At 60.6% G+C, this 12905-nt stretch carries 13 protein-coding genes; 7 read left to right on the top strand and 6 right to left on the bottom strand.

Annotated features, from left to right (window positions below; all coding sequences use genetic code 11):
* Positions 1–71 precede the first annotated feature (71 nt).
* Together QMK58_RS27580 and choX are read right to left on the bottom strand one after the other, a co-directional pair.
* Positions 72–959, bottom strand: a complete 888-nt coding sequence (locus QMK58_RS27580) for a 3-keto-5-aminohexanoate cleavage protein (RefSeq protein ID WP_053163105.1) — start codon at positions 957–959, stop codon at positions 72–74.
* A gap of 74 nt (positions 960–1033) precedes the next feature.
* Complete coding sequence (gene choX / locus QMK58_RS27575; protein ID WP_053163103.1) at positions 1034–1978, bottom strand: choline ABC transporter substrate-binding protein; 945 nt, start codon at positions 1976–1978, stop codon at positions 1034–1036.
* Positions 1979–2202: 224 nt separating this feature from the next.
* On the opposite strand from choX, the gene QMK58_RS27570 reads away from it, so the two are divergent.
* Positions 2203–3147 (top strand): GlxA family transcriptional regulator, encoded by a 945-nt coding sequence (locus QMK58_RS27570; protein ID WP_053163101.1) that lies wholly within the window; start codon positions 2203–2205, stop codon positions 3145–3147.
* A gap of 108 nt (positions 3148–3255) precedes the next feature.
* Here QMK58_RS27570 and QMK58_RS27565 read toward each other — a convergent pair whose 3' ends face one another.
* The 4 genes from QMK58_RS27565 to QMK58_RS27550 all read right to left on the bottom strand — a co-directional run bounded on the left by QMK58_RS27565 (position 3256) and on the right by QMK58_RS27550 (position 4880).
* Complete coding sequence (locus tag QMK58_RS27565) at positions 3256–3672, bottom strand: DUF3010 family protein (RefSeq protein WP_053163099.1); 417 nt, start codon at positions 3670–3672, stop codon at positions 3256–3258.
* 33 nt (positions 3673–3705) lie between these two features.
* On the bottom strand, positions 3706–4029 hold the full coding sequence (locus QMK58_RS27560) for a helix-turn-helix domain-containing protein (protein ID WP_053163097.1): 324 nt from the start codon (positions 4027–4029) through the stop codon (positions 3706–3708).
* Entirely contained in the window at positions 4013–4267 is a 255-nt protein-coding gene (locus QMK58_RS27555) for a type II toxin-antitoxin system RelE/ParE family toxin (protein ID WP_320396567.1), read from the bottom strand. The genes QMK58_RS27560 and QMK58_RS27555 overlap by 17 nt, the downstream gene beginning before the upstream one ends.
* Positions 4268–4478: 211 nt before the next feature.
* Positions 4479–4880 carry a lysozyme inhibitor LprI family protein gene (locus QMK58_RS27550; RefSeq protein WP_053163093.1) on the bottom strand — a complete coding sequence of 134 codons (402 nt, stop codon included), beginning with the start codon at positions 4878–4880 and terminating at the stop codon, positions 4479–4481.
* A 224-nt stretch (positions 4881–5104) separates the two neighbouring features.
* Between QMK58_RS27550 and QMK58_RS27545 the strand changes: the two genes are divergently transcribed.
* The 6 genes from QMK58_RS27545 to QMK58_RS27520 all read left to right on the top strand — a co-directional run bounded on the left by QMK58_RS27545 (position 5105) and on the right by QMK58_RS27520 (position 12861).
* Entirely contained in the window at positions 5105–6082 is a 978-nt protein-coding gene (locus tag QMK58_RS27545) for a dipeptidase (RefSeq protein ID WP_320395669.1), read from the top strand.
* Positions 6083–6160: 78 nt separating this feature from the next.
* A complete protein-coding gene (locus tag QMK58_RS27540; RefSeq protein WP_008033249.1) occupies positions 6161–6691 on the top strand; it encodes a DUF5943 domain-containing protein in 531 nt (176 codons plus the stop codon).
* A gap of 15 nt (positions 6692–6706) precedes the next feature.
* Positions 6707–8767, top strand: coding sequence for a dimethylglycine demethylation protein DgcA (dgcA, locus tag QMK58_RS27535; RefSeq protein ID WP_320395668.1), 2061 nt, complete (start codon positions 6707–6709; stop codon positions 8765–8767).
* 138 nt (positions 8768–8905) lie between these two features.
* A complete protein-coding gene (dgcB, locus tag QMK58_RS27530; protein WP_053163086.1) occupies positions 8906–10855 on the top strand; it encodes a dimethylglycine demethylation protein DgcB in 1950 nt (649 codons plus the stop codon).
* A complete protein-coding gene (locus tag QMK58_RS27525) occupies positions 10855–12075 on the top strand; it encodes an electron transfer flavoprotein subunit alpha/FixB family protein (RefSeq protein WP_053163084.1) in 1221 nt (406 codons plus the stop codon). Before dgcB ends, QMK58_RS27525 begins: the two co-directional genes overlap by 1 nt.
* Positions 12076–12090: 15 nt before the next feature.
* Positions 12091–12861 carry an electron transfer flavoprotein subunit beta gene (locus QMK58_RS27520; protein ID WP_053163082.1) on the top strand — a complete coding sequence of 257 codons (771 nt, stop codon included), beginning with the start codon at positions 12091–12093 and terminating at the stop codon, positions 12859–12861.
* The last annotated feature ends 44 nt before the right edge of the window (positions 12862–12905 follow it).

Genomic DNA, 12905 nt, shown 5'->3' with positions numbered 1-12905 from the left:
CGTCACGGAAAATGTGGCGGATGTACTGGCCTCATCGCCAGCAAGCCGGCTCCTACAGGGGGGAGTGGGGGTTAACCGCGCTGGGTCAGGCCCATTTTCTTGCGGCCTTCAGCCGGGGTCAGGACGCGGGCGCCGAGGCGGCTGAGGATTTCCGTGGCGCGCTCGACCAGTTGGCCGTTGGTCGCCAGTACGCCTTTGTCCAGCCACAGGTTGTCTTCCAGACCGACCCGCACGTTGCCGCCCAGCAGCACCGCTTGCGCCGCCATGGGCATCTGCATGCGCCCGATACCGAAGCCGGCCCAGACTGCGTCCGCAGGCAGGTTGTCGACCATGGCTTTCATGGTGGTGGTGTCAGCCGGTGCACCCCAGGGGATGCCCAGGCAGAGCTGGAACAACGGGTTATCCAGCAGACCTTCCTTGATCATCTGCTTGGCGAACCACAGGTGACCGGTGTCGAAGATTTCCAGCTCGGCTTTCACGCCCAGCTCTTGAATGCGTTTGGCGCCAGCCCGCAGTTGCGCCGGGGTGGACACGTAAATGGTGTCGCCATCGCCGAAGTTCAGGGTGCCGCAATCGAGGGTGCAGATTTCCGGCAGCAGTTCTTCGACGTGGGCCAGGCGGGTGAGCGGTCCGACCAGGTCGGTGTTCGGACCGAACTCCATCGGGTTCTCGCCGGCGCCGATTTCCAGGTCGCCGCCCATGCCGGCAGTGAGGTTGACGATGATGTCCACGTCTGCCTCGCGGATGCGCTCCATCACTTCGCGGTACAGCGCCACATCACGGCTGAACTTGCCGGTTTGCGGGTCGCGAACGTGGCAGTGCACCACGGTGGCGCCGGCCTTCGCGGCTTCCACGGCAGCGGCGGCGATCTGTTTCGGGGTGACCGGCACGTGTGGGCTTCTGGCGGTCGTGTCGCCAGCACCGGTGAGTGCGCAGGTGATGATGACGTCGTGGTTCATTGGGCGGTTTCCTTCAGGCGTGTGGGTCCCGTTCGCAGCCCGGTCGGGCTGCGAGTCGGTGATTCAATCAGGGTTTATTTGCTGGTCAGTTTCAGGTTTTCCGCAGCCGGTTTGCCGTCGAAGGTGGTGACGCCTTCGAGCCAGCGTTGTTTGTCCTGCGGGTGATCCTTGAGCCATTGCCGGGCCGACTCGAAGGCGTCCTTGTGATCCAGCAGCGGCTGCATCATTCGGCTCTCGTCTTCGGCGGTGTAGGTCAGGTTGCTCAGCAGGCGGCCGATGTTCGGGCATTGTTCGGCGTATTTCGGCGCGGTAACGGTCCAGACCGTGGCCATGCCCTCGTTCGGGCCGAGGGCGTCTTCGCTGCCGGTCAGGTAAGTCATTTGCACATTGACGTTCATCGGGTGCGGCGCCCAACCGAAGAACACCACGGCCTCCTTGCGGCGCACGGCACGGTCCACGGCGGCGAGCATGCCGGCTTCACTGGATTCGACCAGCTGGAATTTGCCGAGACCGAACTGGTTCTTGGCAATCATCGCTTTGATCTGGGTGTTGGCGCCCGAGCCCGGTTCGATGCCGTAGATCTTGCCGCCCAGTTCTTTTTCGAATTTGGCGATGTCGGCGAATGTCTTCAAGCCTTTGTCGGCGAGGTAGGTCGGCACGGCAAGGGTGGCGCGAGCGTCTTGCAAACTAGGGGCTTCAAGCACCCTGACCTGGTTGGCGTCGACGAACGGGGTGATGGTCTGGGTCATCAGCGGGTTCCAGTAACCCAGGAACAGGTCCAGACGCTGGTCGCGGATCCCGGCGAAGATGATTTGCTGGGAGGCGCTGGTTTGTTTGGTGTTATAGCCGAGGCCATCGAGCAATACCTGGGTCATCGCGCTGGTCGCGATCACGTCGGTCCAGTTCACTACACCCATGCGCACGTTCTGGCACGCGGCGGGTTCGGCGGCCATGACACTGGCGCTCAGAAAAGCGGTACCACTGAGTGCAAGAACACAGCTGCTGATCAGTCGTTTCATTCTCAGGTTCCTCGGCAGTTCGTTTATTGTGAGTTCCGGCGTCTGATGCGCCGGTGATCACACGTTACGCAGCAAATCGGCCATGAAAGCGCACTGCGGCGACCAGCACTTGCACTGCAGCGACCTGTGCTCTTGAATGCACCTTGCAAGTGGCGTATCAACATCCCTACGCTGCCCGCCCCTCGTTACCTGGCCTCTTGTTACCTGCTAAGCGAGTGCGCTCCATGTCTCAGGATTTCTACTTCTTGTTGATGCCGGGTTTCTCGGCCATTGGCTTTATCTCGGCGATCGAGCCGCTGCGGGTCGCCAATCGCTTTCGTGGCGAACTGTATCGTTGGCATGTGCTGAGCGCGGACGGCGGCGCGGTGCTGGCCAGCAACGGCATGTCGGTCAACGCCGATGCGGCGCTGGAACCCTTGAAGAAAGGTGCGACGCTGCTGGTGGTCGCCGGGTTCGAACCTTTGAAGTTCGCGACTCCGGGGCTGGAGCATTGGCTGCGGCGGCTGGACAACGAAGGTGTAACCCTCGGCGCCATCGACACCGGCAGCTTCATCCTCGCCGAGGCGGGTCTGCTCGACGGGCATCGCCTGACCCTGCACTGGGAAGCCATCGACGCGTTCAAGGAATCTTATCCGCAGCTCAGCGTCACCCAGGAGCTGTTCGAAATCGACCGTCGGCGCATCACCTCTGCCGGTGGTACCGCTTCCATCGATTTGATGTTGGATTTGATCGCCCAGGCCCACGGTGCGGAACTGGCGATCCAGGTCAGTGAACAGTTCGTGCTCGGCCGTATTCGCCCGCGCAAGGACCACCAGCGCATGGAAGTCGCCACACGTTATGGCATCAGCAACAAGAAACTGGTGCAGGTGATCGGCGAGATGGAGCAGCACAGCGAACCGCCGTTGAGCACGCTGGAATTGGCGGAATCGATCAAGGTGACGCGGCGACAGCTGGAGCGATTGTTTCGGTTGCACCTGAACGACACACCGAGCAATTTCTACCTGCGGTTGCGCCTGGAAAAGGCGCGGCAGTTGTTGCGTCAGACCGACATGAGCGTGCTGGAAGTGAGCATTGCCTGTGGCTTTGAATCGCCGTCGTACTTCACCCGCAGTTATCGGGCGAAGTATGAGCGGTGCCCACGGGAAGATCGGCGCACCGCAAAAGCATGATCAATTGAGAACCCTGTAGGAGCTGGCTTGCCAGCGATGGCACTCTCAAGATCACCACGATGCCCATGGCCTCATCGCCAGCAAGCCGGCTCCTACAGGGCGGCGTTTTTACTTTTTCATCAGTGCAGAGCAGGCTGCTTTGTAAGCCTCATGCTGATACTTGTTCAGCGTCCCCGGCAGCTCGAAGTTGTGCTTTTTGGCCTGGGCATTGATCGTCTGCGGCGACAGCAACGTCACCTCACAATTCTCTAGCAACTGGAAAACCCCTTCGATCTTGAACGTCGTCGGCCCGCCCGCGAACTCGCCTTTCTTGCTGCGCTTCTTGATCACAATACGATCAATGGAATTCTCACGCACAAACGACGCAACCTGAGCCGCAAACACTTTGACGTTGGCGGCCTCGTCGTCATCGTCCAGGGCAATTTTCTTGGTGGCGAGCGCAACATGGCTCAACGTCGTGCCGTCCAGGCTGGCCACGGCGATGATCGCTTCGCTGCCTTTGATTTCGATGCCGCAGAGTTTCATGTTGAATCCTTTTACTGGCTGATGGCGTGCAGCTTACAGCTCAAGTTGACTGGCGGTGATGCCAAACGCCATGGCGATTTTTTCGCGGGTCGCTTTGCGGGGCTTGGCGACTGTTTCCTGTTGAGCGAAGGCTGGTTGAGAAATGCCCATGCGTTTGGCTACTTCATCTTGGGTAAGGTTCAAGTGTTCTCGCCATGCACGGATGGGAGTGGCGCCGTCGACGATGCGACTGACCACTTCGTGAGGGATCAGATCGGGCTCGATTTTCTGCGCCACATATTGCGCGTATGGAATGACCACAAAGGCTGGATTGCCTTCGGCGTCGTTGATGATTTGTACGTCAGTAGGTGCGCTCATCGCGTTTTTTGACCTGTTGAATGCTGACCACTTTGATCGCGCCATCCCAATCAAACATGACCCGATAGTTACCGACGCGCAGCCGATAAGCGTAGTCATGACCGACCAGTGCTTTGACATTGCCCACATCGGGCATGCCAGCGAGCGCCGTGATGGCATCACGAACCTGAATCTGGTGAACGAAATGCAATCTCAAGAGTTGCTTAACGGCCTTTCGAGTCCAGTGAATGCTGTTCATGGAAGAATATAAGTCTTTTATAAGATTTGCGAATCTTTGCTTATATTTTTCAAATAGCCAATGAACAACAATTGTCAGCGTGTTGCGTGAAAAGCCCACAGACTTGGGCTTTTAAGCAAAACGTGTAGGCGAGGTTAGAACGTGCTGTAGGAAAAACGGAATCTGCTGGTGAAGGCAGGAAAAATTTCCAGCTTTCACCGCTATACCAGGATCACTCCTGCCCAATCGACTCCAAAAACTCCGACCGCTCGTCACTCATTCGCGCCACGCAATCGTTCTGCGCAATGGTGAATGCTTTGCTGCCGGACGTGGTGGGAAAGGCTTCTACGGCGCAATCGGCATCGCGGGTTTTCAGCCATAGCGCCTGAGCGGCTTTGATTTTGGCGATGATGTCGTTCAGTTGCGACGGGTTCTTGCCGTACAGCGACTGCATGCGCTCGTTCAGGCTTTTGAGGTTTTCGTTCAGCAGCTCTTCAGCGGTGGTTTTACTGAAAGCCGAGCATTCCAGGGTCTGGATGTCGTTTTCGACTTTGTCGCACGGGTTGTCGTCGGACTCCTCCGCTGCGTGTACGCCAGTCGCAATCAGTGCCAAAGCCAGGAGGATGGATTTCATTGAAGTCGCCGCTCTATTCCAGTGATGCGGCGAATTCTGGCTCAAGCAGACGGCCTTGAACAGGTCGCCGATTGTGCCTGGCGACGACCCTTTGTCGCGGATTGACGCTTTCGGCAATTCCCCTGTCGTTTTTGCACCCGGCTGCCCCGGTGCGCAGGCATATGCTGGCCCCAAAGCGCCGGCAGACGATTCGGCGCATGAATCGCTAATAAGGGGACAGCCTGATGAGCCCAGCCGAATTGCACGCCGACAGCATCGTTATCGACGGGCTGATTATCGCCAAGTGGAACCGTGAACTGTTCGAAGACATGCGCAAGGGCGGTTTAACGGCGGCCAACTGCACCGTTTCAGTGTGGGAGGGCTTTCAGGCCACCGTCAATAACATCGCCGCCAGCCAGAAACTGATTCGCGAAAACGGCGATCTGGTAATGCCGGTGCGCACCACCGCCGACATCCGCAAGGCCAAGGAGCAGGGCAAGACCGGCATCCTCTTCGGTTTCCAGAATGCCCACGCCTATGAAGACCAGATCGGCTATGTCGAGGTGTTCAAGCAGCTGGGCGTCGGCATTGTGCAGATGTGCTACAACACCCAGAACCTGGTGGGCACCGGTTGCTACGAACGTGATGGCGGCCTGTCGGGTTTCGGTCGCGAAATCGTCGCCGAGATGAACCGCGTTGGCGTCATGTGCGACCTGTCTCACGTTGGCTCCAAGACCTCTGAAGAAGTCATCCTCGAATCGAAAAAACCTGTGTGCTACTCCCACTGCCTGCCGTCGGGGCTCAAAGAGCACCCGCGCAACAAGTCCGATGAAGAGCTCAAGTTCATTGCCGACCACGGCGGTTTTGTCGGCGTGACCATGTTCGCGCCATTCCTGGCCAAAGGCATCGATTCGACCATCGACGACTACGCCGAAGCCATCGAATACGTGATGAACCTCGTCGGCGAAGACGCCATCGGCATCGGCACAGATTTCACCCAGGGTCATGGCCAGGACTTCTTCGAATACCTGACCCACGACAAGGGCTACGCCCGCCGCCTGACCAGCTTCGGCAAGATCATCAACCCGCTGGGCATCCGTACCGTGGGCGAGTTCCCGAACCTGACCGAGACCCTGCTCAAGCGCGGCCACACCGAGCGCGTGGTGCGCAAGATCATGGGCGAGAACTGGGTCAATGTCCTCAAGGACGTCTGGGGCGAGTAAGCCGCCGCACTTCTGAATCCTTTCCTGCGGCCGTCCGCGCCGCAGGCAACACAACGAATTTTCTGGAGTTAAGTTTCCATGGCCAAGATCGCCCCGCAATTGCCTATCGAAGTCGACAGCGAAACCGGTGTCTGGACCTCCGATGCCCTGCCGATGCTGTACGTGCCGCGCCATTTCTTCGTCAACAACCACATGGGCATCGAGGAAGTGCTGGGCGCCGACGCCTATGCTGAGATCCTCTACAAGGCCGGCTACAAATCCGCCTGGCACTGGTGTGAAAAGGAAGCCGAATGCCATGGTCTGGAAGGCGTTGCGGTGTTCGAGCACTACATGAAGCGCCTGTCGCAGCGCGGCTGGGGCCTGTTCAAGATCCAGGACATTGACCTCGACAAAGGCACCGCCAGCGTCAAGCTCGAACACTCGGCGTTCGTTTACGTGTACGGCAAGGTCGGGCGCAAGGTCGACTATATGTTCACTGGCTGGTTTGCCGGTGCGATGGATCAGATTCTCCAGGCCCGTGGCAGCAAGATTCGCACCGTCGCCGAGCAAGTCTACGGTGGCTCCGAAGAAGGCCACGATGACGGTTTGTTCACCGTCAAGCCGTTGTAAGTCGAGGAACCCGCCATGGCTTTCGAAGCAATGTTCCAGCCGATTCAGATCGGCAAACTGACCATCCGTAACCGCGTACTCAGCACCGCGCACGCGGAGGTCTATGCGACCGACGGCGGCATGACCACCGACCGGTACGTCAAGTATTACGAAGAGAAGGCCAAGGGCGGGATCGGCCTGGCGATCTGCGGCGGTTCGTCCGTGGTGGCGATCGACAGCCCGCAGGAATGGTGGAGTTCGGTGAACCTGTCCACCGACCGCATCATCCCGCACTTCCAGAATCTGGCCGACGCCATGCACAAGCACGGCGCCAAGATCATGATTCAGATTACCCACATGGGTCGTCGCTCGCGTTGGGACGGCTTCAACTGGCCAACCCTGATGTCGCCATCGGGCGTGCGTGAGCCGGTGCACCGTGCCACCTGCAAGACCATCGAGCCGGAAGAAATCTGGCGGGTGATCGGCAACTATGCGCAAGCGGCACGCCGCGCCAAGGCCGGTGGCCTGGACGGCGTCGAACTGTCGGCTGTGCACCAGCACATGATCGACCAGTTCTGGAGCCCACGGGTCAACAAGCGTACCGACGAATGGGGCGGCACCTTCGAAGGCCGCATGAAGTTCGGCCTGGAAGTCTTGAAAGCGGTACGCGCCGAGGTCGGTGACGATTTCTGTGTGGGCATGCGCATTTGCGGTGACGAGTTCCACCCCGATGGTTTGTCCCACGAGGACATGAAGCAGATCGCCAAGTATTACGACGACACCGGCATGCTCGACTTCCTCGGCGTTGTGGGCTCGGGTTGCGACACCCACAACACCCTGGCCAACGTTATCCCCAATATGAGTTATCCACCGGAGCCGTTCCTGCACCTGGCGGCCGGCATCAAGGAAGTGGTCAAGGTCCCGGTGCTGCATGCGCAGAACATCAAGGACCCGAACCAGGCGACCCGTATTCTGGAAGGCGGTTACGTCGACATGGTCGGCATGACTCGCGCCCACATCGCCGACCCGCACCTGATCGCCAAGATCAAGATGGGCCAGATCGACCAGATCAAACAATGCGTCGGCGCCAACTACTGCATCGACCGTCAGTATCAAGGTCTGGATGTGTTGTGCATCCAAAACGCTGCGACGTCTCGTGAATACATGGGCCTGCCGCACATCATCGAAAAAACCACCGGTGTGAAGCGCAAGGTTGTGGTGGTCGGTGCCGGTCCTGCGGGGATGGAAGCCGCACGCGTTGCCGCCGAACGTGGCCACGACGTGACCCTGTTCGAGAAAAAAGAATTCATCGGTGGCCAGATCACCACCGCTTCGAAAGCGCCGCAACGGGACCAGATCGCCGGTATCACCCGCTGGTATCAGCTGGAACTGGCGCGACTGAAAGTCGACCTGCGCCTGGGCACTGCGGCCGATGCGCCGACCATCATGGACCTGCGTCCGGACGTGGTGGTGCTGGCGGTTGGCGGTCATCCGTTCATCGAGCAGAACGAACACTGGGGCGCGGCTGAAGGTTTGGTGGTCAGCAGCTGGGACGTGCTCGACGGCAAAGTCGCGACGGGCAAGAACGTGCTGGTCTACGACACCATTTGCGAGTTCACCGGTATGTCGACTGCCGACTTCATCGCGGACAAGGGCAGCCAGGTCGAGATCGTCACCGACGACATCAAACCGGGCGTGGCCATTGGCGGTACGTCGTTCCCGACCTACTACCGCAGCATGTACCCGAAAGAAGTGATCATGACCGGCGACATGATGCTGGAGAAGGTCTACCGCGAAGGCGACAAGCTGGTGGCGGTGCTGGAGAACGAATACACCGGCGCCAAAGAGGAGCGGGTGGTCGATCAGGTTGTCATCGAAAACGGCGTGCGTCCGGACGAAGAAATCTACTACGCGTTGAAGGAAGGCTCGCGCAACAAAGGCCAGATCGACGTCGAAGCGTTGTTCGCGATCAAGCCGCAACCGTGTCTGGAACAGAGTGGTGACGGTTACCTGCTGTTCCGCATCGGCGACTGCGTGGCCCAGCGCAACGTGCATGCGGCGATCTATGACGCGCTGCGGCTGTGCAAGGATTTCTAAGCCTGCCACCTGTAGGAGCCGGCTTGCTGGCGATGAACGATAACGCGGTCTGCCTGATTCACCGCGTCGTCTGAATCGCCAGCAAGCCGGCTCCTACAAGATCGATGCATGACTCCGTGGTTTGTGGGAGCAACACCTATGTTGAACACCCTTCTTCCAATCCTGTTGTTCGCAGCCCTGGCCCTTGCGGTGCTGGGCGCGTTGCGGCGGGTGGCCATGTGGCGTCGGGGCCGGGCCTCGAAGGTCGACCTGATCGGCGGCCTGTTCGCCATGCCCAAGCGTTACATGGTCGATCTGCACCACGTGGTGGCGCGGGACAAGTACATCGCCAACACCCACGTCGCCACGGCGGGCGGTGCGGTGGCGTCCATCGTGCTGGCGATTCTGGTGCATGGTTTCGGCCTGCATAACCGCATCCTCGGCTACGCGTTACTGCTGATGACGGCGGTGATGTTCGTCGGGGCGATCTTTGTTTACCTGCGTCGCCGCAACCCTCCGGCGCGTCTGTCGAAAGGCCCGTGGATGCGCCTACCGAAAAGCCTGCTGGCGTTCTCGGCCTCCTTCTTCCTGTTGACCTTGCCGGTGGCCGGGATCCTCCCGGAACACTTCGGTGGCTGGCTGTTGGCGGCGATTCTCGGGGTTGGCGTGTTGTGGGGCGTGTCGGAACTGTTCTTCGGCATGACCTGGGGCGGTCCGATGAAGCACGCCTTCGCCGGTGCCCTGCACCTGGCCTGGCACCGTCGCGCCGAACGCTTTGGCGGTGGTCGTTCCACCGGTTTGAAACCACTGGACCTGAGTGATCCTGACGCGCCTTTGGGCGTGGAAAAACCCAAGGATTTCACCTGGAACCAGTTGCTCGGTTTCGACGCCTGCGTGCAGTGCGGTAAGTGCGAAGCAGCATGTCCGGCCTTCGCCGCCGGTCAACCGCTGAACCCGAAAAAACTGATTCAGGACATGGTCGTCGGCCTGGCCGGTGGCACCGATGCCAAGTTCGCCGGCAGTCCGTATCCGGGCAAGGCCATTGGCGAGCATTCAGGGAACCCGCATCAACCGATCGTCAACGGTCTGGTAGACGCTGAAACCCTATGGTCGTGCACCACCTGCCGCGCTTGCGTCGAGGAATGCCCGATGATGATCGAGCACGTCGATGCCATCGTCGACATGCGCCGCCATCTGACCCTGGAAAAAGGCGCAACGCCGAACAAGGGCGCCGAAGTCCTGGAGAACCTGATCGCCACCGACAACCCCGGTGGTTTTGCGCCGGGCGGGCGGATGAACTGGGCGGCGGACCTGAACCTCAATCTGCTGAGCGAGAAGAAATCCACTGACGTGCTGTTCTGGGTTGGCGACGGCGCCTTCGACATGCGCAACCAGCGCACCCTGCGTGCGTTCGTCAAAGTGCTGAAAGCGGCTAAAGTCGACTTCGCGGTACTCGGCCTGGAAGAACGCGACAGCGGTGACGTGGCCCGACGCCTGGGCGATGAAGCGACCTTCCAGTTGCTGGCCAAGCGCAACATTCAGACCTTGGCCAAGTACAGCTTCAATCGCATCATCACCTGCGATCCGCACAGTTTCCACGTGCTGAAAAACGAGTACGGCGCCTTCGATGGCAACTACCTGGTGCAGCACCACAGCACCTACATGGCAGAAATCATCCAGGCCGGCGCGCTGAACCTCGGCCAGCACAAAGGCGACAGCGTGACCTATCACGACCCGTGCTACCTCGGCCGCTACAACGGCGAATACGAGGCGCCGCGTCAGGTGTTGCGCGCCCTCGGGATCGAAGTCAAAGAGATGCAACGTTCCGGTTTCCGTTCGCGCTGCTGCGGTGGCGGCGGCGGGGCGCCGATCACTGACATTCCGGGCAAGCAACGGATTCCGGACATGCGCATGGAAGACATCCGCGAGACCGGCGCCGAGCTGGTGGCCGTGGGTTGTCCACAGTGCACGGCGATGCTCGAAGGGGTGGTCGAGCCCCGCCCGCTGATCAAGGACATCGCCGAGCTGGTGGCCGACGCGTTGCTCGAAGATGCCGCGCCGAGCAAACCGGCTGCACCAGCCCAACGTGAACCTGCGGAGGTGCACTGATGAGCGACATTATCCGCCGCGACCCGCGTGCCGAATGGATCGCCCGTAACCGTCTGCATCCGCTGCACGCGGCCATGCAACCGGCGCAACACAGCTGGATGGGGCCCAACGGCGTCATCCGCAAGAACCCGCATGGGATGGGTTTCATCGGACCCAACGGCATCAAACGGATCGACCGAAGTGGCGAACAACAGGGTGGCGCCACCAAGCGCACCGCCGCCGTTGAGGTGCAATTGCCGCTGCATCAAGTGCCAGCACCGGCGTTCTACATCTGCGTGGTGCCGGACATGGTCGGCGGCCGCTTGAGCAGCCACGACCGCGATCTGTTGGGCCTGGCTCATCAACTGGCCGGCAGCGACGGCGCGGTACTGGCCGTGGTGTTCGGCGAGCACAAGGAAACCACGTTCGCCACTGCAGGCGTCGATCGCTTGCTGGTGCTGGATGGCGAAGAATTCAGCGGTTATGCACCGGAACAGCGAGTCCAGGGCCTGCGGGCTGTGGATAACCAGTTCAGCCCGCGTCACTGGTTGCTGCCGGACAGCCGCAGCGGTGGCGGTGAATTGGGTCGGCGCTTTGCTGCGGCTTTGGCTCAACGCCCGGCCACGCGGGTCTGGCAGGTCAAGGATCAGGAGTGCATCGGCCGCGCTGGTGCGGGTTTGCAAGACTTGGCCCGTCCGCTTGCGCGCTTGATTCTGGCGGCCGTCGAGTGCGCCGAACCGGTCAACGAAACCCGTCATGAAGCCTTGCCCGTGGAGTTATCCACAACCGTGGCACGCAGCCTGTCGCGGATCGAAGATCTGGGTGCGGTGGCGGTGGACCCGGCGGCGATCCCCATGGCCGAAGCCGAGTTCATTTTCTCCGGCGGCAACGGGGTCAAGGACTGGGGACTTTTCCACAGGACAGCCGAAGCCCTCGGCGCGACCGAAGGCGCCTCGCGGGTGGCAGTGGACGACGGCTTCATGGCCCGCGACCGTCAGGTCGGCGCGTCCGGCACCTGGGTCACGGCACGGGTCTATGTGGCGGTGGGGATTTCCGGGGCGATCCAGCACCTGCAAGGCATTGGTGCCTGCGACAAGGTGGTGGCGATCAACCTTGACCCCGGTTGCGACATGATCAAGCGCGCGGACCTCTCGGTGATCGGCGAGAGCGCGGAGATTCTTCAAGCCTTGATCGAGGCGGTAGAGGCTTACCGCAACGACGCCAAGCGCGACGCGGCTTAAGGGAAGGAAAGGGTTATGAGCACGAAAATCATCAGCCTGGTGTCCATCGGCGCCCACCCGACCTCCGGCCGGCCACGTCGCGCGGAACAGGATGCGCGGGCGGTGGAATTGGGTCTGCAACTGGCTGGGGATAACTTGCAGGTGCTGCATGCCGGCGACATCGCCGAACCTGCGTTGCGCGCCTATCTGGGTATGGGCCTTGAACAACTTCACGTACTTGAACAACCAGAAGGTGCTGATGCGCTGCCAGCGTTGACCGACTATTTGCGCGACGCGGGCGCTCAAGTGGTGCTGACCGGCAGCCAGGCGGAAACCGGCGAAGGTTCGGGGATGTTGCCGTTCCTGCTGGCCGAAAGCCTCGGTTGGCCGCTGGTGGTGGGACTGGCGCAGGTCGAGTCCATCGATGGCGGTTCGGCGCTGGTGCTGCAAGCCTTGCCCCGTGGCCAGCGGCGCCGGTTGAAAGTCCGGTTACCGTTTCTGGCGACTGTGGATAACGCTGCACCCAAACCTCGACAAAGTGCCTACGGCCCGGCTCGACGCGGAGTGTTGCGGGCCGATGAAGTGGAGGTTATCGATGATGAACTGCTGGCGGTTTCCACCCTGCAACCAGCCAAGCCACGGCCCAAACGTTTGAAAGTGATCAAGGCCAAGAGCGGCGCCGACCGCATGAAAGCGGCGACTGCCAAGGCCAGCGGCGGCGGTGGCCAAGTGCTCAAAGGCGTTACGGCGCAAACCGGCGCCGAGGCGATCCTTAAGCTGCTCATCGAAGAAGGGGTCGTCCGCTGACGAACCAACTGCAACAAATCCAATGTGGGAGCAAGCGCGCTCCC

Origin of the sequence: Pseudomonas sp. P8_241, from assembly GCF_034008315.1 — a bacterium.
Lineage (GTDB): Bacteria > Pseudomonadota > Gammaproteobacteria > Pseudomonadales > Pseudomonadaceae > Aquipseudomonas.
Note: the sequence above shows the minus strand (reverse complement) of the source record. Positions and strands in the feature narration are given on the sequence as shown.